Source organism: Streptococcus sp. cx1, from assembly GCF_052384325.1.
Taxonomy (GTDB): Bacteria; Bacillota; Bacilli; order Lactobacillales; family Streptococcaceae; genus Streptococcus; species Streptococcus salivarius_G.
In genome coordinates, this window is the sequence record NZ_JBQSUN010000006.1 from 25,002 (window position 1) to 46,353 (window position 21,352).

Sequence of the window (21,352 nt, forward strand, 5' to 3'; positions counted from 1 at the left end):
GGTAGGAGACTGAGAACTTTCTCAGTCTTAAACAAATTGTCATTTAGCATAAGAGCCACCTTCTTTCTGTGAATCTCTCAATATAGCTAACTTCCAAGCCCCTTTCGAAACTATAAATAGTTTTTTCAGAAAGAAACTTGAATATCAAGGAATCCTTTTTCCTTATAGTTTTATCATATACCTTTCATTTGATCAGGTCAAGAATTTGGTTTTGACTTTTACTGACCTTTCAGATGAAAATTTTTGCAGACTAGCTGCAAGACTTTTTTATTGGTATATGGGCTATTTACACAGCCTTCATAAGGATTTCATTTCCTTATGTTTATATTGTACAACATTGGTCAGTAATAGTCAATAGTTTTTTTGACTTTTTTTGACCTTTGTTATCATTTTTTTGTAGCCAAGCTATAATTACCTTTTTACAAGGAACTAACCCACGCCACAAGATTTATAAGGAAGATAAATCCTTATGTAACTATCATACACTATTAGTCAGTAAAGGTCAATAGTTTTATTTGATCTTTTTTGACCTTTTTAAGAATATTTTCCGAAAAGTAAAAAAGCCTACCAGAGGTAGACCTTCTATAAAGCTATTTTACTCTATGCGGTATGCGTCCGAAGTTTTGTTCGGAAAGCTCGGGATTACCTAATTGATAAACATTATCCGCTTGTTGTGTAAGAATATCCCAAGGCTCCCTTCCAATCCGAGCCACTATATCCACAGACTTTTTCACAGATTTGAGATGAGCCTGCCCTTTTTGAGAAAATCCAAGAACATGAACAGCCTGGGGTAAAGGATTATCTACAGCTCCAACCAGAATATAGGTCAAAATACGACGTACCCGTGCCTTTGTATATCGTTTGGTCGCCACCTTATCCACGAGTTCCTCCACAGAAGAAACCTCACGGATAGCAGCCTTTAGACGACTAGCAATCTCTTCATTCACCTGGAAAACACTAGTCAAATCAGGATTTGTAAAAATCTGATAAATCAGCAATTGGAAATAATTATCCCAAGAGACCTGTGGAGAAGTCTGAAAAAGTTTGCTGTTGGGCATGAACTTATCCACAAAATCACTATCTTGCTTGTGGAGACGTAGACTGGTCGCTGAGGCGAAAGATACTTCCTTGTCTGAGGAATGATAGCCAGCTCCTTGTCTCTGGATAGGAGTCAACTTAATACCCTTACCAACACAAGCTTTGGCATAGGCTAATCCTAGAATATGGTTGGGGGTATTGCCAGTAAAGTCCACACCAGCAAACTTTTCCCACATTTTTTGCGTCTTCTGTGGATAAGACAAATCACTCGGCAAACTCTCCACAAAGGCTTCCATTTCCTCAGACTTTTCAGAATAAACATCTGCTATATTCTGATAATCTAGAACTTCTTCCGTGCCAAAGGTAAGGCTATCAATTCCCAGTCGAGATAAGATATCCACGGCTCCAGCAGCAAAATAATCGGCAGACTGGACTGATGTCAGGAAGGGCAACTCAACCACGAGGTCTGCTCCATTTTCCAAAGCCATCTGAGCCCTAGTCCACTTATCCACAATAGCTGGCTCACCTCGCTGAACAAAGTTCCCAGACATAGCAACAATTTTTACACCTTCAGCCTGATCCAAGAGATACTTGTGACCGTTATGAAAAGGATTGAACTCAGCAATAATACCTGTAACTCTCATAGGTTCTTACTTTTGCGCCACAAAGAACCAACGTGCACTAGTTTCAGTCGGCTCCTTATCCTCGAAATCAGCGTAAAGTTTGAAAGATTTGAAGCCAGCTTGCTCCAACAAGATATCATAAGTCAAGACCTCATAGGTACGCTCCTCATGGACCTCATCATGTCGGCTAAAGCTTCCATCTTCCTCTTGGACAAAGAAGGTCAATTCATGGACAATAGAATGTGGTGCCGCATCCTCATAGGTATCCCAAAGCATAGCAAAGTCTTCTGCATTTTCATGGTAGGAATAGCCAGGGAAAACCTCATCCGTCTGATAGGTTGAGTGCACATCAAAGATGAAGACGCCATCCTCATTGAGGGCATTGTAAACCTCTTTGAAGACGTCTCCGACTTCTACTTCGTCCTGCATATAGCAGATTGAATCTGAGTAGCAGGTCACAAAGTCATACTTGCCCGCTTGCGATAAATCCAACATGTTGCCTTCAATAAAGTCAATTTTCTGTTTGGCAGAAGCTGCTCGCTTCTCAGCAATCTTCAACATATCAGCACTCAAATCGAGTCCAGTTACATCGAAACCAGCTTGAGAAAAGCGTACAGACTGAATTCCAGTTCCACAAGCCAATTCAAGCAATTTCTTTTTATCCTTAGTCTTTGGCAAATGACGGAGTGAAAAATCCGTCCACAAATCGTAAAGACTATCATCCATAACAGCGTCGTATACCGCCGCAAAAGTTTCATAAGTAGCCATAAATCAAGATACAAAGAGCGTCAAAAGCACAGAGAAAATAGGAAACTTTCTGCCGTATCACCTGACACAAAGAAAGTTTATCTTTTTCTCACTGCCTTTAGCTCGTGTTCAGTTAACAAACCAACTAAACACAAGGCTCTATCCTTCCTATTAAATCTTTAGTTTAAGCAACAAAACCCAGTTGTCGCCAACTGAGTTCAATTTTTATGCCAAATAAGCTGACACATCCACCATTGGTGCTTCATGCCAGAGTTTTTCAAGGTTATAGTGAGCACGTTCATCTTCTGTAAAGATGTGGACAACGACGTCGTTAAGATCCAAAAGAATCCAACCACCCTTGTTGTCACCTTCCATGTGGCTAGCATCAAGGCCAGCTTCTTTCACTTTTTCACGAATGTTGTCAGCAATAGCTTCCAACTGACGGCTATTCATTGCACTCAAAATAACAAAGTAATCTGTTAGGCTTGTAAGGCCGTACAAATCAAGGGCAACAATGTCTTCAGCTCGCTTTTCATCAGCAGCTTTGACAACCAATTCAAGTAATTCTTCTTTAGTCAATGATATTCTCCAGTAATTTGTTATTAATCTTTCAAGTATTTCACAAAAGCATTATAGGTTTCCAGGGTTTGTGGGAAAATCGGCAAGGCCTGATGAGCCAAGTGTTCTACCGTATGGACTGTCTCAAAAGCAACGGCCTTATCTAAGGATTGCTCTGCTACTTGTCTAGCTTCCTCTACCAAAGGGAAATTACGGTTATGCTCAATATAATCAGCCACATAGACTATCTTATCTAGGGTTGACATTTCATGGCTTCCGACGGTATGGATTTCAATACTGCGTAGAATTTCGGAATCAGTCAATCCCAAATCTTCTTGGATTTTATAAATCCCAACCATGCCATGCCAGACATTGTTTCCCCATTGTTTCAATTCAGGATCAAGCTTATATTTATCAATAAGCCCCAAGAATTCCTGATCTGGGAGTTCCTTGGCATAATCATGAAGCAAACCAGCCAATCCGGCTTTCTCAGTATCATATCCGTACTTTTCAGCAAGAGCAATAGCAGCTCGCTCAACACCCAGGACATGATTAAAGCGTTTAGGGCTCATGACCGCTCGAATCTTTTCAAGAAGTTCTTCACGAGAATAGTCTAGATATTTTTCATAGGTCATTTATAGAGCCCCGCTTTCTTGATGTAGGCAAGTACAGACTGTGGCACCATAAAGTTAGGTGTGCGATCCTTCTTAATGTAAGCTCTGACTGCACTTGAACTAATATCCATAAGGGGAACATCCACCCAAATAACTGGGTAAGAGGTTCCAGCCTTATACTTAGGACGCTGAACACCAACAAATTGGACCATCTCGATAAGTTCATCAATACGATGCCACTTAGGTAGGTATTCGACCATATCCGCTCCAATAATAAAGTAATAATCCGTATCAGGATTAGCCTCTGTCAAGAGCTTCATGGTGTCATATGTATAGCTGATTCCCTTACGTTCCAACTCAATGGTTTCGATGTCCAATCCTTCGATACCGTTAATAGCCAACATAAGCATATTAAGGCGGTGTTTTTCATCAATGGTCTCTTTTTTATCGACATGAGGTGGCTCATATTCAGGCATGAGAAGAACTTCATCGAGACCTAACTGCTGACGTACCTGATCAGCAACAACCAAGTGGGCATTATGAACAGGATTGAAATTTCCACCTAATATTCCCACTTGCTTACGGCCTGTATCTTTGATTTCTTCCTCTAGTTGAACCTTTGTAAATGGGGTTACGAGATCTAGTGCCATGTACGCCTCCTCTTTCTCAAGCATTATACAACTGACTTAAGGCTAGCTTTAATGCTTCAAAAGTGTTCCTATACCTTAGTTTTTCCTTCACCAAGCAAAGTCAGCAACTATTTTTGGATAGCCTTGACCTTTGGTGACAACTTGCGATTTTCTTTTTTAGCTGATTCTTTATAGAGAATCAAGATACGTCCAATCTTAAGGACTGTATCACAGCCAATTTCTTCTTCCAAGATTTCGGCAACTTCATGGATATCTTCCATGGTATTTTGGAGTAGGGTTACTTTGATCAATTCACGAGCATCAAGGGCGTTACGAACGCTAGTTTTGATGTGGTCGTTAAGACCGTTTTTCCCGATTTGTACAATAGGTTTGAGAGTGTGTGCTTCCGATTTGAGGAAGGCACGTTGTTTTGATGTTAATGACATGTTTATTCCTTTTAATTTTTTTGCTGTTTTTCTTAGGTGATACGGTGCTAGCAAACCTTCGATTTCATAGCTAATTTTTGAGCCTAAGGTCTCAAAAATTCCGAATCCAAGTAACATTTTATGTTACTTGGATTACTATCACAGCGAAAAACACATCGTTTGCTCATGACCTAAATCTAGGCAAACTTCATGTTCATTGAAAAGACGCTTTTTATGCTTTTAACTACTTTATTAAGTTTAAATAATCGCTTTTCGTACGACGACGCCAACACCTTCTGGTGCCCAGGCAGCAACGATGGTTGGTTGGTCAGCTTTTCCTTGGACACGGATCCAGCCTAGTCCTGAGAAGACAATGTCTGTCTTATCTTTAATGGTGAATTCGTGACGGACAAGTTTTGGAAAATCGGCAAGCTCCTTTGGTCCAGGAGGCATGAGAAGACTTCCAACATGCTTATCATAGAAGACATCTGCGCCTTCAAGCTTGGTGCGATGAAGCTTCAAGTTATTATCAAAGAAGGCTGTAAAACCTTGCTTATTCCCATCAATAAAGTCAAAACGTCCAAGACCACCTAGGAATAGGGTTTGACCTGCATTTAACTGGTAAGTTTTTGGCTTAATCTCCTTCTTAGGACTAACGTACTTGAGGTCCTTGGCTGACAGATAGTGTGCCATCTGGTGGCGGTGAATGATTCCTGGTGTATCAAAAATGTAAGTACCATCATCCAGAGGAATTTCAATCTTATCAAGAGTTGTTCCAGGAAAACGAGAAGTCGTAATAACATCTTTATCACCTGTGATTTCCTTGATAATCGCATTAATTAAGGTCGACTTACCAACATTCGTAACACCGACAACATAAACATCACATCCCTTACGGAGATCTTCAATACGTTGAATCAACTCTTTAATAGCGTGATGATTTTGGGCAGACGTCAACATGACATCCACAGGACGCATTCCTTCTTCATGGGCACGTTCTGTCAACCATTGGGTCACCTTACCATCTTTAACAGATTTCGGCAGGATATCCTTTTTATTTCCGACCAAGAGCACATCATTACCAGAAACAAAGCGTGACAAGCCTGGAATAACTGATCCATTGAAATCGAAAATATCAACAACATTGACAACGAGGGCGTCACTGTCTCCAACTTCATGAAGCAATTTTAAAAATTCATCATCTGTGATGTGGACGTCCACAATTTCATTATAGTGACGAAGACGGAAACAACGTTGACAGTACAACTCGCCTGTTTCTTCAGCTTTTTTTATCGAGCTAGCGGGTGTGTAACCAGCCTTTTCTTTATCTTCTGTTTGAATTTGGGCTCCACAGCCAATACAAAATAATTCTTCCATTAAATTCCTTTGTTAAAGGTCATTGGACCATATGCTTTTTCAATCTTTTTCCACATGCGACGCTCACGCCAACGGTTAAACTTGGTTACCCAAGCGTCTGATTGTACCAAGGGTTTGACCAAAATCGAGCGAATACCTGCTCGGTGGCTAGCTCTGATATCAGTCATGAGCTGGTCACCCACCATAACAACTTCATCGCGGTTAAAGTGATAACGCTCAATCGCTTCATTAATTCCTTTAGTAAAAGGCTTCATGGCACGACTTACGAAATCTACGTGGAAATTCGCAACCGCACGTTCAACACGCTCATGCTTATTATTAGAAACCACAACCACAGGGATATCAGCCTCTGTCATCTCATCTAACCAAGCACGTAGCTCAGGAGTCCCATCAGGGTTATTCCAAGCAATCAAGGTATTATCCAAATCGACCAAGACAGCACGAATACCGTGTTCACGTAGTTGGTCAGGTTTCAAATCATAAACAGCCTCCACCATAAAATGGGGCCTGTAATCGTCTATACTCATTTTCTCTCCAAAATGTTAGTTTACCTCTTATTTTACCATATTTTTAAGGTTTATGTGTGGGACTTAAGTCCTATTTTTTAAGAACATCTTTGACATGAAGGTATCGAAAAAGAACCACAATCACTTGGGCTCTATCTTTATCTTTGAATTTTCTCTTGTTTTTTAAGGGCTACTAAATCCTTAAGCGAAATGAGGATAACAGCAAGAACAATTAAAATCATTCCAAGCACATCAATGGCAAAGAAGTGGTCACCCATGATTAAGACCGTTAAAATGACCGATGCCACTGGTTCTACCGATGCCAGAAGACTTCCTTTGACAGCGCCAACCATGGTTGTTCCCTTGAGGAAAACTGTATAAGCAAAAACTGTCCCGATGAAGACCAACCCAAAGAGTGCTAAAAGATTTCCACCAGTCAAGGGTAACTCATACTTCCAGGCTTGGATAGCAATTGGAAAGACTAGACCACCGAGTAACATTCCTAGACCGATGACAATCAGACTACCCCACTTTTCAATAGCTTTAGCAGGCAGTAAGATATAGAGTGCATAGGTTACTGCCGAGAAGAGGCCCCAGCACAAGCCAATAGGTGTGATAGCCAACTCTGTCACCTGACCATGCGTGGCGATAATAAAGGTTCCCGCAATAGCCATGATAATCGCCACTAACTCTGAGACCGTTGGAAATCTGCGGTTCTTTGCACACAAAAAAGCCAGAATAAGGACTGGCGTGACATACTGTAAGACTGTCGCAGTTCCAGCGTTGGTGTACTGAATAGCACTGAGATAGGCATACTGATTCAAGACCAGACCAAAGAGAGCAAATAAGGCGATACTTACTAAGGTTTTCCTATCTTTAATGGCTTGTACTAATTTGTCTCGCTGCCTAAAAAAGACCGAAGCCGTTAGTAAGGTCCCAGCTAGAATCAAACGTAAACTCGTCAAAAGATTGACATTAACCCCATGAGCCATCAGGTATTGACCAGAAACCCCTGAGACTCCCCAGGCAATCCCAGCAGTTATGACCATCAGACTACCTTTTAGCGTCTTTGACATAGTCGCCTCCCAAATCTATTTGTTTCTGTTATTGTAACACAAAAAGGTCGAAACAAAACGGTTTCGACCTTTATCTATTCATTCGACCTTTATAAGCTTATTCTGGTTGAACCAGGATTTTAATTTGAGATTTATCTTGGGTTAATTCAACAAAACCTTCTTCAACGATATTCTCCAATTTAATTTTCTTAGTAACCAATTTATCAGCAGGGAAGTAGCCTTGTTCCATCAATTCCAACACTTTAGGGAAGATATGACGGTAGGCAATAATTCCTTTGAGAGATTTTTCTTGGATGGCGAATTCATTTGGATTGATGCTGGCTTCACGTTCCCAGATAGATACGACCATACATTCCCCAGCTTTATGAACAGCTGCAAGGGCTTGGCCTAAAACAACCGGAACCCCAGTAACTTCGTAAGAAACATCTGCTCCACCTCCTGTCAAACGATGGATAGCCTCTACGACTGTTTCCCCTTCTTCTGGGCGAACAACAATTGCTCCCAATTCTTCTGCTTTCGCTTGACGTTCAGGAGACAATTCAACCGCATAGATTTTTGATGCGCCTGCTGCACGAAGGGCTTCAACAATCAAAAGACCAATTGGACCCAAGCCAAAGATAACAGCTGTATCCCCAGCTTTCAAAGCAGATTGACGGACTGCATACACAGCTACAGCAGCAGGTTCTGTAAGAGCGGCTTGTTCATAGCTCAAGCTATCTGGAATCACATGGACAAGATCACCATCAAGGACACAGTATTTCGCAAAACCACCATCTGCAGCGAGGCCGACGAAGTTCAAGTTTGGATCAAGGTTATAATCACCAATCAAGTTGTGCTCTGCAAGAATTGGTTCGATGGTTACACGATCGCCAACTTTGACACGAGTCACATTACTTCCGACTTCTACAATCTCACCAGAGAATTCATGTCCCAAAGTAACCGGTGCTTTTTGACCAGAATACACATGTTCTTCTGTTGGAATGAAGATTGGTCCATCCAAATATTCATGCAAATCTGTACCACAGATCCCTGTGAACTTAACTGCCACTTTTACTTGATGAGGCTGTACTTCAGGTACTTCCACTTCTTCGATACGAACGTCTTTCGCTGCATGCCAGCGAGCTGCTTTCATAGTAGCCATATGATGATCTCCTTGTTTTCACAATTTTTGGTTTTCTTTTCAGGAAACATTATACATCAAATTGTAAACGTTCTCTTTTTACTTGTCAAGGAAAAAGAGACCAAAAAAATAAGGGAAGTATCCTATGAAGTACCTCCCTAATCTAAACAATAGTTACCTTATTTCTTTTTGATTCGAGACACCTCTAGCCACCAACCTACAACCCAGCCAAGGACTAAAAGATAATTTTCAAGTGCACCTATGGCGTTGACTGAGTGATGATATTGAAGATAGCTAAGGAAATGATTAGTCCCAATTCCAAGGCCTCCAATAATCAAAGCTATCAGTACAGCTCTCAGATAAAACCAATCGTACTTAAAGTTTACGGCAATCAGGATGACAAGGACTGCCACATTCCAAATACCAATCTCCCTCTGCCAGCCAACTGAAATACCGTACCCCGAGTGACTTCCCATATAGGTTGGGAAAAATAGCTGAAAAATAATGGCACCAGTCATGGCGAGAATGACGAGGATAAATAGGACTCTTAAGAATTTGTTCATTGGGTTGCTCCTACTTAATAGATGTTTTATTGAATACCATTAGTATAACAAAAAAGACCTAAGTATAACCTAGGTCTTTGAACTTGATTATGATCTTTCGAAAAAATACTTTACTTTAAATTTGTTCGTTAATCATTAGGACAATAGTTTCCAACATAACTCAATATTTTGGATTTCCAAGGATTACTAATCGCTTTTTCGAAATCCTTTCTTTTAACTCCCATAGAACTTGAAATGTACTCAATATATTCTTCTTTTGTTCCTCCGGTACTATAAAAAAAATTGGGATTGGTTTTTTCATCTATAAATGGTTTAAAGATAAGACAATCTTCTATTCCTAAGTTATCTAGTTTACTATTGCCCTTTATTCCAAATAGCTTTTCATTATATACTATTCCTCGAAACTGGATACTATTGTCAGACTTATCCAACTTAAATATAAAATCATAATCATTTATCTTTTTATTTTTCTTGATTATATATCTATTAATATTATTAGTAATGAAGACTTTCTCATATAATGTTTGAATCCCAATAAATATTAACATTGTTATTGCGAATGATAACATGGTGGAAATAAAAAATTCTCCTATACTTTCAGGATATTTGAGTTCTATCTTGAAATTTCGTCCTCTAAAAGGAATGTTAAACATTTGTCCTTTAGATAATAATGTTAAATAAATCCTAATTGCTATTAAATAGATAAACCAGATTATTTTAAAACAAGTTTCAAAATAATCATATACAGTACTTGTTTCTGTATTAGAGCCATCAAAATATTTACTTTGCATCTCGGAAAACTCTTTAACATATGGTAAAAGCAGCGGTAAAAACCAGACTAAAATACTTACTGCACTATCAGATACCTTTTCAGTATCAGGATTCAGTGAAATAATAAATATAAACAAATCAAAAAATAAGAATAAAAAAAGAAAAAATAGAATCCCCGAGACTAATCCATTAAATACAAACTGCGATAATGTTTCATCAAATCTTTTTGAAATCTGATATTTTTCATAAAGATAACCCAAGACAATCATACTTATTAAAAAAAGAACAAATGATAAACCAAGTATAAGTCCATAATTTTTATAAAAGAGTTTATAACTAATAACAAAGAAGATAGCAAAGAACTGAAAACAACACAGAGTCTCAATAAACAGAAACAATAACCTAATAAAATAAATACATACTTTATCTAATTTTGTTTTACCAATTATAGAATTTGAAAACCTATATTTAAGAAATATTATTACACCACTTTGTATAATCCATAATAGGAAAACTAAATTAAAGTTATTATAAAAAAAATAAACCACTAGACTAAACAAAAGTAGAAAAGTAATCAATACTATTTCATTAAGAAAGAATTCTTTTATAAACTTTTTCATATTTACCTCCATTCCCGAGTATATCAAAAAAACTAGCCTATATTCTATGTTCAACAAAGAATGAGACTAGTTTTTATATTAGAAAAAATTTATTACTCTTCTTTCAACTTAGCCAATTCTTGAGCAAGTAACTTGAGGGCTACTTGTGGGTTGGCTTGGCCTTTGGTTGCTTTCATGAGGAAGCCGGTGAAGGCTTTATCAGCGTTACGTTTACCTGACTTGAAGTCAGCTACGGCTGCTTCATTGTCTGCGAAGACTTGGTGGATGATTGGAATCAAGACTTCTGGGTCTGAAATCTGTACCAATCCAGCTTTTTCGACGTATTCACGCGCACCGCCACCGTTTTTCGCCAAATGAACGAAGACTTTCTTGGCAATCTTAGATGAAATGGTTCCATCTTCGATGATGGCAATCATTTCGACCAAGTTTTCTGGTGTCAACTTGATTTCTTCAAGCGTTTTGCCTTCTGCGTTCAAGAATTGCGCGACTTCACCTTGGAGCCAGTTAGACACTTGTTTGGCATCTCCGCCAAGGGCTACAGCTGCTTCAAAGAAGTCAGAAGTGACTTTCGTCGCTGTCAATTGGTTGGCATCATAGTCAGACAAGCCAAGCTCTGCCACATAGCGAGCACGACGGTCTTTTGGAAACTCTGGCAACTCAGTACGCATTTCCTCAATCCACTCATCTGAAATTTCAAACAATGGAAGGTCTGGTTCTGGGAAGTAACGGTAATCCGCTGCTCCTTCTTTGACACGCATAAGGATAGTGCTCTTATTAGCTTCATCATAACGACGTGTTTCTTGACGAATGACACCACCTGAACGCAAGATTTTCGCTTGGCGTTGCACTTCGTATTCAAGACCTTTACGGACGTTTGAGAAAGAGTTCAAGTTTTTCAACTCAGTCTTGGTACCAAATTCCTCTTGACCGTATGGGCGAAGGGAAATGTTGGCATCCACACGCATAGATCCTTCTTCCATCTTGACGTCTGAAATACCAGTGTATTGGATGACTTCTTTCAAAGCTGTCAAATAGGCGTAGGCTTCTTCTGGAGAACGCATATCTGCTTCAGACACGATTTCAATCAATGGAACCCCTTGACGGTTAAGGTCTACGTAAGAGAATCCATCTGTTCCGTGCGTGTTCTTACCAGCATCTTCTTCCAAGTGGGCCCGTTCAATCCCGATTTTCTTCGTTGAGCCGTCTTCCAATTGCACTTCAATCCAACCGTTGTAACCGATTGGCTCGTCAAATTGTGAAATTTGGTAAGCCTTTGGATTATCAGGGTAAAAATAGTTCTTACGGTCAAAGTGCATGTGCTGATGGATATCCATATTCAAGGCCAAAGCAGCCTTGATCCCAGCGTCCACAACACCCTTGTTCAAGACAGGAAGCACCCCTGGGAAAGACCAGTCAATCACATTAGTGTTGGCATTTTGCTCGTTCCCAAAGTGGGCAGAGGTTGGTGAGAAAATTTTTGAGTTTGTATTCAATTCAACGTGGACTTCAAGTCCGATGACTGTTTCAAAGTTCATTAATTGTCACCTCCGAAAATAAGGGGTTGTTGCTTGTGGTAATCCGTCGTAGCTTCAAAGGCAGCTGCAGCTTGGTAGATTGTTTCTTCAGAATACTTAGGACCAATCAACTGCAAACCAACTGGAAGACCTTGCGCAAAACCTGCAGGAATCGAAATTCCTGGAAGACCTGCCAAGTTGACTGGAATGGTCAAGAGGTCAGCCAAGTACATGGCAACCGGATCATGGTTGAGCGAATCCAAATCAAAGGCTACACTTGGAGCTGTTGGACCAAGGATAAGATCGTAATCCGCAAAGACTTTTTCGAAGTCTCGGATAATGAGGGTACGGACTTGACCAGCTTTCTTGTAGTAGGCATCGTAGTAACCAGATGACAAACTAAAGGTACCAAGCATGATACGGCGTTTGACCTCATCACCAAAGCCTTGGCTACGAGTGTTCACGTAGATGTCATCCAAGTTTTTAGCATCTTCTGCACGGAAACCATAGCGAATACCGTCGAAACGTTGCAAGTTTGAAGAAGCTTCAGATGAAGCGATGATGTAATAAACGGCAACCCCGTATTTAGAATGAGGTAGGCTGACTTCTTCGACAGTTGCTCCCAATTTTTCAAAGTGTTTAGCAGCGTTAAGGATAGTTTCCTTGACTTCTGGGTCAATCCCTTCACCGAGGTATTCCTTAGGGAGGGCAATCTTCATGCCTTTGATGTCTTGACCAATCTTAGAAGTGAAGTCTGCTACACGAACAGGTGCAGAAGTTGAATCCTTGGCATCTTCACTGGCAATGACATTGAGTAATTGGGCATTTTCCTTAACCGTCGGTGAGAAAGTACCAATTTGGTCAAGTGAGCTACCAAAGGCAATAAGACCGAAACGAGAAACCGTTCCGTAAGTTGGTTTGAGACCTACGATTCCGTTGAAGGCAGCTGGTTGGCGGATAGAACCACCTGTATCTGAACCAAGTGACAAGCGGACTTGTCCTGAAGCGACAGAAGCTGCTGAACCACTAGAAGATCCACCAGGTACCTTGCTGTGGTCCCAAGCATTTTTAGTCGCCCCATAGTAAGATGTTTCACCAGATCCACCCATAGCAAATTCATCCATGTTGGTCTTCCCGATGACAATCATATCTTTGGCTTTTGCATTGGCAACAGCTGTCGCATCAAAGATAGGCTCGTAGTTGTAGAGCATTTTTGAAGCCGCAGTCGTCAAGATACCATCTGTTGAGATATTGTCTTTGACAGCGAGTGGAATCCCTGACAGGAGGTTATCTTTATCAATTCCTTTTTCGTCAATAGCCTTAGCTTGGGAAAGTGCTGCTTCTTCAGCCACCGTCACAAAGGCATTGACCGCTTCTTCACGCACCTTGATATCGTCAAGTGTCGCTTGTGTCAATTCGGTTGCTGAAATTTCCTTAGAGACAAGGAGGTCGTGCAACTCTTCAATGGTTTTATTGTTGAATGACATTAGGCATCTCCTCCATCTTCTAGGATAGCTGGCACCTTGATGTAGTAGTTATCTTTTTCAGGTACATTTTTAAACAAGCGGTCACGGTCTGTCCCTTTTTCAGCAACATCCGGACGCAATACGGTCTTACGATCAGCCATAGTCGTTGTTGGGGCCACACCAGTTGTGTCCACTTCTTCCAACAATTCCACCATGTCGACAATCTTCGACAAGGTTGTCGCAAACTCAGCTGTCTCTTCTGGAGAGAATTTCAATTTTGAAAGATTGGCAACGTGGGTTACCTCTTCTTGCGTAATTTTCATCTTGCTTCCTTTCGTGAAATGATGATTTTTCAATACGTTCTATTTTACCATAATTAGGCCTATTTTGCTTGGAGGATAAAAAAACTGTAGTAACTTTTTTGTTACTACAGTTTACAGAGATAGAGCTTTTTCAAAACACTTATCGTATGGCTATCAAGAGCTTTCTCCAAGCCTCTAGAATTTCAGGTTTCAAATACTGTTTGGCCAACTCATATGAGGCTTGGTGCATAGACTCAAGATCACTCTCTAAGGCAAATACAATTTTATCCGCCATCTGAGAAACAAGCAGGTCCTCATCCATAGTCTCGCTATAAGTAACCAGATAGCCATTCTCACCATCTTTGATGAAGGTTGGATTGCCGTAACGGGCATCAAAACTAACCAGGGCTAAACCTGCTCCTACCGCTTCCATCAGGGTCAAACCAAAGGTCTCCCACTGAGAGGTAGTGACATAAAGTTCGTACTGTGGGTAGACGTCACGCAAATCCGCATGTCCTCTAAGTTGGATGTAATCATTCGCCCCTAAAGTATCAATTAGATCTTGTAGATTCTCTTGCTCCCCACCTTTACCGTAGATGTCAAAGCGAAGGTTAGGCTCTTTTTGATGGGCAAGGGCAACGGCTCTTATAGCCAAATCCAAGCGTTTACGTGGGTCCAATCGCGAAGCAGTCATCAAACTAAGAGGCTTCCTCTGCTCCTCTGGAAAACTAAGCTTATCCAAATGTCCCACTGCTAGGGCATAAATAGCGGCGTCTGTGACACCTTGCTTTTGCAGCGTATTCTCTAAAACAGCCTTTTGTGCCTCAGTAGCTGTGATAAAGAAGTCAAAGCGTTGGGCGTACTTAAAGATGTAATAATACTCATAATAGAGGTCCCCATTTTCAAACTCATGCTCTGAATGAAAAACAAAGCCTAGCTTTGCAGGTGAATCCAGTTCATAAATCGGTCGCATAAATTCCATCAAGGAAGCCCTATCCAGCAACAAGGTATCCGTAGCTGTCAGTGGGAGTCTTGCTAGAAAACGACGCATGACCTCTGTCTTGGTCACTAAAATCTCAGTGCCTAGCCTATATAACCAACTGGCTCCTTGCTTGAGTTCTTCAAAGGCGATGCGACCATCTTTATTGTGATAACTTCTCCTGATGATGATGCCTTTTTCAAAGTATTCTGTAACCAATTTACTTGTTCCATACCACTCACGCTTCAATAGGATGCCATTGACGTGGTAATCTACATACCTCACACTACCCTTTTGGTAGGGATCCATCTTGAAGACCAAAGAAGTACCATCAGAACAGGTATAAACAGAGTCTGTTTCGCTTTGGCTCTTCAAATCTAGACGTGTCAACTTAAATTTTTGCTGCAAGGCCCCCACTGTCAAAGATGGAATATGACTGTCTTGATCTGTAAAGCTAAGATAGGCATGGAGGAGCTCCTCGTAGCGATGTCCTAAAGAAAGATAGTAATCTAATTTATAGGGTTGCGGCCAGGTCGTAAAGACAAACTTAGCAGGCTCCTTTAATTCACGTAGCATCAAAGCTCTAGACGCCTGGGCCACATCCACACCATTAGGCTCATAACCCACCAATAGGTTAAAGGTGTAAATCGTCATCTTTTTCCCCCTCCAATCTAGTAAAGAAAGCTAAGATTTCTTCCCTCTCGGCAAGTTTCAAAACCTCTTTCTGACTTTCAAGAGCCTTGGGGTAAAACTCTGTTTGCTGTATGAGTTGTCGGAACCCCTGCTCTAGTTCCTCTAAGGAAGTATAGACTGTTGGTAAGTCCTTATAGTAGTGACGATGAACCGTTGATTCTAAGCCAAAAATCAACTGCCCATTTTCAATCGCATCCAAAGTTGCATCAGACACTTCACTTCCATAATTCAAGTCTAAATAAATGAAACAATTCCTAAGTAGCTCTTGATATTTCTCCTGACGAATTCCTGGATAAAGATGGACATTTCTCTTATCTTCGAGACAAGTCAATTTTGGCCCCATACTAGTTTGAGCTCCGATATGAAAGTCAATATCCGGGAAAGCATCAATTAAGTCAGCTAGGCCCTCAATATTTTCAGAAGCAGTCATCACCATGGCTTGAGGCACAAAAGTCTGAGAACCTTCTTGTTCCGCACCAGCTAAATAAATCATGCCTGACTTCCGTTCCTCTTGTGGATAATAATTAGTAATCAAAACATGATTCACTTGATTTTGAATAAGCTCAAGACCATCATGACTATCGGAGCAATAGACCAGACGATTAACATTCAAGGTCTGCAATGTCGGGATTAGATTGGAATCCATACAGATGATAGCTTCGTCTGACTTCAGAATCTGATTCAAAACAGCCTTAGTTAATTCTTCCCTACCTGAAAAAATCCTATCTCTTCCTTCAGACCCCTGATCAATCAGGTATCCATCTTGAATATAGTGAATCAAGACCTCTTCTTGGTTACGATTAAAGTAAATATCCATTATGCCTTGCCCCTGATCATCCAGAAGACGCTGTTTGGTACGCCAGCCATAGCGATTATAATCATCAACCGCAACAACTTTTTCCCCTTGTCCAAACCATTGAACTTGTTTGACCGTACGTTCCTTTAGATTGTCACGGAAAATGACACTGGCACGGCGGTCTTGACCATCAAAAATATAGGTCGTAATCCCTAAAGTCCACAATTCCCAGTATAAGGGAACTGACAAATCGTTAAAAAAGAGTGGTGTCCCTTGATAATCTTCCTCAGAGGAATAAATAAATGACGATGCTAAACTAATCGTGTCCTTATCAACATCCGTTTCAAAATTCGTGTAAAACATACGGGATTGGATACCAAAGGAGTCTAGTAATCTTCTCAGTTTTTCCGTTGCCTGACAAGGTTCTTGTGCAATAATAAGCATAGTTATCCTTTCTGACTAATCCAAGCAATAAATAGCTTAACCCTCGACCTTTATTGCTCCAAAAATCTCAAGTTAACCTGCGCCGTCTTATAGGTCTCAGTATCTTGAAGATTAGCTTCTTCCATTTTTTCAATGGCCCGCTTCAGACGTGTCTTATAAATATAACGGTGCCAGGTCAAATCATAGCCCAACATACCTAGTAAAGCTAGTTTTTCATTCTTGGCTTCCATCTCATCTAAGACACGCTTCTCTGTCCAGACCTGCGACAGCGTATCCTTACGACCCACTCGGTACCAGTAGATACATTTTTCAGTATGAACAACACGATTGGCCTTTAACAAGAGTTTGTACATAAGGAAATTGTCTTCGACATTCTTCCCAACAGGAAAACGAAGGTCCTCAAATAAGGAGATTTTATAGAGTTTCATCATAGCACATGCCCAGGCCATATCTCTTGTTTCTTGGATGGCATCCTGGTCTATAATATCTCTCCCCTCATAGAGGGTTTCAGAATAATCATTCTCCGTTACCTTAATCAAAAACTTACTGGTACTCTCGTTGAACAAGTTGTAGTTGGCAATAGAAACATCTGCCTCATACTTCTTAAGCTGAGTGTACAAGGTCTCCACATAATCCTCTGTTACCCAATCATCTGGGTCTACAAAAGTGATGTAATCACCTGTGGCTAAATCAATTCCTGTATTTCGGGCTGCAGATAGGCCACCATTAACTTGTCGCACATAGCGAATACGCGAATCTCGCTTGAAAAACTCCTTGCAAATCTCCTCTGACTTATCCGGGGAACCATCATTGACAAGAATTATTTCAAGGTTTGGATAAGTCTGATTCACTATCGTTTCCAAACACTGCTTTAAATAAGCTTCCACATTATAAATGGGAATAACAATACTAACTACTTCTTTATTTTCCATGGTCTATCTCTCAATCGTATCTATATAATCTCGAACAGCCTTTACCATTTGGTCTACTTGGTCATTCTTGAACACTTGATTTTGCCCAGTTTGGTCGTGATTTGTTCCTTCAAAAGAGAAAATCGGAAGCCCCAACTGATGAATCGTTTCTGTGATATGATCAACCTCGTCAAATGGGTTGATATCCAAATAGAAATCTATTTTTTCTAAGACCTTTCGACTAGTCAAGGGATCAAAGGATGGATAGAGAATAAGGTTTGGATACTGCTCCAACTTCACCAAATTAAATCCGAAATGAGAATGAGCCAAAACATGAAAAGCTACATCTGGAAGAGCCTGCAGCAAATGTTCCAATTCAAAGATGTCTGCAGTATTAGTATAAATCGCCGTATGGTAAGGAAAATCACCTACCATGTCACTAAAGCTAAGCTTTAAGGATGGCTTTCTCAATAAGATTTCTTCCCAAGATAGGGCATAATAAAACCACCAAATATCCCTGAAACGATTGAAACGTTTGGACGTCCAAGGCTTATTGTGGGAAGTATAATGAATAACCGCTGGTACCCCTTTAAAAGCATCATACCATTCCAAATCTCCATAACCATACTGGTCCTTATCAGAACCCACTTGGAGATTATAGGTCCATGGGAGTTGATACCAAGCATCCTTGAAATAAAGATTCAAGATTCCTTGATCCCCATAAACATTTTGATGATGCTCTTTTGTCAAGTCAAAAAGAGACTCTGTCACCTTGTGTTGTCGCCACCAATCGGTATCAATAACCATCAAGCCAGCGTTAAAACCATCTGTCGTCGTCGGACGGTCCACCACCGCTCCAATACCAAATCCGCCAAGATCCACTTCAAAAAGTGGTGACAAATCCTGCGTAAAAATCATATCGCAATCCAAATAGAGAACGCGATCTTCTTGAACAAACTCAGGAATTGTATAACGGAAAAAAGTCGCATAATGAATATGCGTACTTGGAAGCGAAAATTGTTTAAAGCTTTCGGCAGACACACGACAATTGAGAATTTCAGAATCAATAGCCTCTAGACGACGATTCATCAGCGTAAACCATTCTGTTGGTAAATTCTCATTTAGCACATAAATTTTCCACTGCCCTTTATGTGCACACAAAGATTTTAGAGCCACCTCTAACTTTTCCATATAGGATAGCTCTGCTACAAATACAACTGATTTTTTCCCCATGTTTTCTTCCTCTCAAACTCTAATAAGAATATCATTTTTTAGAAAACATTACAATTTCTATCTCTTACAAAAAAAGCCAACCCTAAGGCTGACTTTAATTGGAGATCAATTTTCTTTTAGTGTTCGTTAAACGCGTAAAATAGAATTCAGACTAGCACGTGGTTTAAAACAGCGAACACCTCTCAACTCATAGACTATTCTACAGAGGCACCGTTACTTGCGATAACTTCTTTATACCAGTTAAATGATTTCTTCTTAGAGCGTTTCAGGCTACCATTACCATCGTTGTCACGGTCTACATAGATGAAGCCATAACGTTTCTTCATTTCACCAGTTCCAGCAGAAACAAGGTCGATACAGCCCCATGTTGTGTAGCCCCAAAGCTCTACACCATCTTCATTGATAGCATCACGCATGGCCTTGATGTGAGCTGCCAAGTAGTCGATACGATAATCATCTTCGACATAACCATTTTCATCTGGTGTATCCACAGCACCGAGACCATTTTCAACAATAAACATCGGTTTTTGGTAACGATCCCAAATGGCGTTAAGGGTAATACGAAGACCTAGTGGGTCAATTTGCCAGCCCCACTCTGAAGCTTCCAAATATGGATTTTTAATAGAGGCAAAGATATTTCCAGCGGTCTTTTCATTAACTTCTGGATCACCTGAAGCCACACGACTTGCATAGTAAGAGAAAGAAATAAAATCAACAGTATACTCTTTAAGAAGGGCCAAATCTTCTTCAGTCATCTCAATCTCAATGCCATCACGTTCCCACTGCTTCTTAGCATAATTTGGATACTCTCCACGAGCCTGAACATCAATAAAGAAATAGCTACTACGATCTTCTTGCATGGCTGCCCAGTAATCACGTGGGTGGGCTGTATTTGGATAATATTGACCTGCTGCCAACATACAACCTACCTTATTTTCAGGATCAATCTCATGGGCCAACTTCGTCGCCATAGCTGAAGCTACCAACTCATGGTGAGCTGCTTGGTATTTAACCTGTTCCTCATTCTCACCCTCTTCAAAGCAGAGTCCTGCTCCCATAAATGGTGCATGGAGAATCATATTGATTTCATTGAATGTGAGCCAGTACTTAACCAAACCTTTATAACGTGTGAAAAGGGTACGGCAAAGATTTTCATAGAAACCAAGCATCTTACGGTTACGCCAGCCACCATACTCTGTAATCAAGTGCATGGGACAATCAAAGTGTGTGATTGTCACCAAAGGCTCAATGCCATACTTGTGACATTCTTTGAAGAGGTCCTCGTAAAAGGCAAGCCCAGCTTCATTTGGCTCAGCCTCATCACCCTTAGGAAAAATACGTGACCAAGCAATAGAAAGACGATAGGTCTTAAATCCCATTTCACCAAAGAGAGCAATATCTTCCTTGTAACGATGGTACATGTCGATACTTTCCTTAGCTGGATAGAAATAGCCATCCTCAAAATCAAACATCTTACGACGTCCAGTGATAATAGAAAGGCGATCCTCACCAATTGGCACCACGTCAACATTGGCTAGACCACGCCCATCAGCATCATAGGCACCCTCACATTGATTGGCCGCTGTCGCCCCACCCCACAAAAATCCATCAGGAAAAGTCATTTTTTTAGTCATTGTTCTACCTCTTTATGATTCAAGATTATTTCAGTAATAGTATATACTAATATGGAATCGTTTTCTTATAGTAAACTACGAAAAACTGATACTATCCTATGATTTCGACAAAAAACGAGAGTAGGACAGATTCCCACTCTCAATCATAAATCTTCTTACTCCACAATTGTTGCTCCAAGAACATTCTTAAAATGCCCAATAGCAAAGTCATGAGCTTCAGGTGTCAAGGAAGCTGTTGCACTCGCTACAACCTCGATATCATAGCCCAAATTATAGGCATCAATGGCTGTATGTAGGACACAAATATCCGTTAAAACTCCTGTCAAAACAACTGTCGTCACACGACGCTCACGCAAACGAATATCTAAATCCGTTCCCGAAAAGGCTGAATAGTGTCGCTTGTCCATCCAAAAGACACGATTATCATCCTTGATAGCATCATATACTTCAGCTAACTTACCATAAAGTTCTCGCCCAGACGTCCCTGCAATATTGTGCGGTGGAAAGAGCTTGGTTTCAGGATGGAAGGTATCTCCTTCATCATGTCGGTCCATAGCAACGAAGATATAATCCCCATTGTCATAGGCCTCTTGAGTTACCTGAGCAATACGGTCTTCAATGGCTTGAGCAGGCTTACCAGCCGTCAACTTCCCATCATCTGCCACAAAATCATAAGAGTAATCAATTGATATCAATGCCTTTGTCATATTACT

General features: G+C 40.5%; 21 protein-coding genes. All 21 read right to left on the reverse strand.

Annotated elements, in window-relative coordinates; all coding sequences use genetic code 11:
- Positions 1-590: 590 nt before the first annotated feature.
- Complete coding sequence (locus tag ACT170_RS08475; protein ID WP_444818202.1) at positions 591-1,682, reverse strand: nucleotidyltransferase; 1,092 nt, start codon at positions 1,680-1,682, stop codon at positions 591-593.
- A 6-nt stretch (positions 1,683-1,688) separates the two neighbouring features.
- Positions 1,689-2,429, reverse strand: coding sequence for a class I SAM-dependent DNA methyltransferase (locus tag ACT170_RS08480; protein WP_014634945.1), 741 nt, complete (start codon positions 2,427-2,429; stop codon positions 1,689-1,691).
- Between the two features lie 204 nt (positions 2,430-2,633).
- On the reverse strand, positions 2,634-2,987 hold the full coding sequence (gene rsfS / locus ACT170_RS08485; protein WP_014632696.1) for a ribosome silencing factor: 354 nt from the start codon (positions 2,985-2,987) through the stop codon (positions 2,634-2,636).
- Between the two features lie 23 nt (positions 2,988-3,010).
- Positions 3,011-3,601 (reverse strand): bis(5'-nucleosyl)-tetraphosphatase (symmetrical) YqeK, encoded by a 591-nt coding sequence (gene yqeK / locus ACT170_RS08490; protein ID WP_014634946.1) that lies wholly within the window; start codon positions 3,599-3,601, stop codon positions 3,011-3,013.
- On the reverse strand, positions 3,598-4,230 hold the full coding sequence (locus tag ACT170_RS08495) for a nicotinate-nucleotide adenylyltransferase (RefSeq protein ID WP_002884372.1): 633 nt from the start codon (positions 4,228-4,230) through the stop codon (positions 3,598-3,600). Before ACT170_RS08495 ends, yqeK begins: the two co-directional genes overlap by 4 nt.
- 107 nt (positions 4,231-4,337) lie before the next feature.
- A complete protein-coding gene (gene yhbY / locus ACT170_RS08500) occupies positions 4,338-4,655 on the reverse strand; it encodes a ribosome assembly RNA-binding protein YhbY (RefSeq protein WP_002884193.1) in 318 nt (105 codons plus the stop codon).
- A 237-nt stretch (positions 4,656-4,892) separates the two neighbouring features.
- Positions 4,893-6,011 (reverse strand): ribosome biogenesis GTPase YqeH, encoded by a 1,119-nt coding sequence (yqeH, locus tag ACT170_RS08505; RefSeq protein WP_038676657.1) that lies wholly within the window; start codon positions 6,009-6,011, stop codon positions 4,893-4,895.
- The gene (locus tag ACT170_RS08510) at positions 6,011-6,538 is read right to left on the reverse strand and encodes a YqeG family HAD IIIA-type phosphatase (RefSeq protein ID WP_002884676.1); all 528 of its coding nucleotides are present in this window, start codon (positions 6,536-6,538) and stop codon (positions 6,011-6,013) included. Before ACT170_RS08510 ends, yqeH begins: the two co-directional genes overlap by 1 nt.
- Positions 6,539-6,675: 137 nt before the next feature.
- Positions 6,676-7,593 carry a DMT family transporter gene (locus tag ACT170_RS08515; RefSeq protein WP_444818203.1) on the reverse strand — a complete coding sequence of 306 codons (918 nt, stop codon included), beginning with the start codon at positions 7,591-7,593 and terminating at the stop codon, positions 6,676-6,678.
- 97 nt (positions 7,594-7,690) lie between these two features.
- On the reverse strand, positions 7,691-8,734 hold the full coding sequence (locus ACT170_RS08520; RefSeq protein ID WP_037602457.1) for a 2,3-butanediol dehydrogenase: 1,044 nt from the start codon (positions 8,732-8,734) through the stop codon (positions 7,691-7,693).
- A 158-nt stretch (positions 8,735-8,892) separates the two neighbouring features.
- Entirely contained in the window at positions 8,893-9,276 is a 384-nt protein-coding gene (locus ACT170_RS08525) for a hypothetical protein (RefSeq protein WP_444818204.1), read from the reverse strand.
- A gap of 128 nt (positions 9,277-9,404) precedes the next feature.
- Positions 9,405-10,667, reverse strand: a complete 1,263-nt coding sequence (locus ACT170_RS08530; RefSeq protein ID WP_041826701.1) for a hypothetical protein — start codon at positions 10,665-10,667, stop codon at positions 9,405-9,407.
- Between the two features lie 92 nt (positions 10,668-10,759).
- The gene (gene gatB, locus ACT170_RS08535; protein ID WP_003018306.1) at positions 10,760-12,202 is read right to left on the reverse strand and encodes an Asp-tRNA(Asn)/Glu-tRNA(Gln) amidotransferase subunit GatB; all 1,443 of its coding nucleotides are present in this window, start codon (positions 12,200-12,202) and stop codon (positions 10,760-10,762) included.
- The gene (gene gatA / locus ACT170_RS08540) at positions 12,202-13,668 is read right to left on the reverse strand and encodes an Asp-tRNA(Asn)/Glu-tRNA(Gln) amidotransferase subunit GatA (RefSeq protein ID WP_444818205.1); all 1,467 of its coding nucleotides are present in this window, start codon (positions 13,666-13,668) and stop codon (positions 12,202-12,204) included. The genes gatB and gatA overlap by 1 nt, the downstream gene beginning before the upstream one ends.
- Positions 13,668-13,970 carry an Asp-tRNA(Asn)/Glu-tRNA(Gln) amidotransferase subunit GatC gene (gene gatC / locus ACT170_RS08545; protein WP_002884769.1) on the reverse strand — a complete coding sequence of 101 codons (303 nt, stop codon included), beginning with the start codon at positions 13,968-13,970 and terminating at the stop codon, positions 13,668-13,670. The genes gatA and gatC overlap by 1 nt, the downstream gene beginning before the upstream one ends.
- 139 nt (positions 13,971-14,109) lie before the next feature.
- Positions 14,110-15,582 carry a glycosyltransferase gene (locus ACT170_RS08550; RefSeq protein WP_444818206.1) on the reverse strand — a complete coding sequence of 491 codons (1,473 nt, stop codon included), beginning with the start codon at positions 15,580-15,582 and terminating at the stop codon, positions 14,110-14,112.
- A complete protein-coding gene (locus ACT170_RS08555) occupies positions 15,563-16,861 on the reverse strand; it encodes an accessory Sec system glycosyltransferase GtfB (RefSeq protein ID WP_444818207.1) in 1,299 nt (432 codons plus the stop codon). Before ACT170_RS08555 ends, ACT170_RS08550 begins: the two co-directional genes overlap by 20 nt.
- 50 nt (positions 16,862-16,911) lie before the next feature.
- Entirely contained in the window at positions 16,912-17,793 is an 882-nt protein-coding gene (locus ACT170_RS08560; protein ID WP_021147408.1) for a glycosyltransferase family 2 protein, read from the reverse strand.
- A 3-nt stretch (positions 17,794-17,796) separates the two neighbouring features.
- Positions 17,797-19,005, reverse strand: coding sequence for a glycosyltransferase (locus tag ACT170_RS08565; RefSeq protein WP_038676671.1), 1,209 nt, complete (start codon positions 19,003-19,005; stop codon positions 17,797-17,799).
- 194 nt (positions 19,006-19,199) lie between these two features.
- Positions 19,200-20,639, reverse strand: coding sequence for a 6-phospho-beta-glucosidase (locus ACT170_RS08570; RefSeq protein ID WP_084915349.1), 1,440 nt, complete (start codon positions 20,637-20,639; stop codon positions 19,200-19,202).
- Between the two features lie 155 nt (positions 20,640-20,794).
- Positions 20,795-21,346 (reverse strand): cysteine hydrolase family protein, encoded by a 552-nt coding sequence (locus tag ACT170_RS08575; RefSeq protein ID WP_070437872.1) that lies wholly within the window; start codon positions 21,344-21,346, stop codon positions 20,795-20,797.
- Positions 21,347-21,352: the final 6 nt, after the last annotated feature.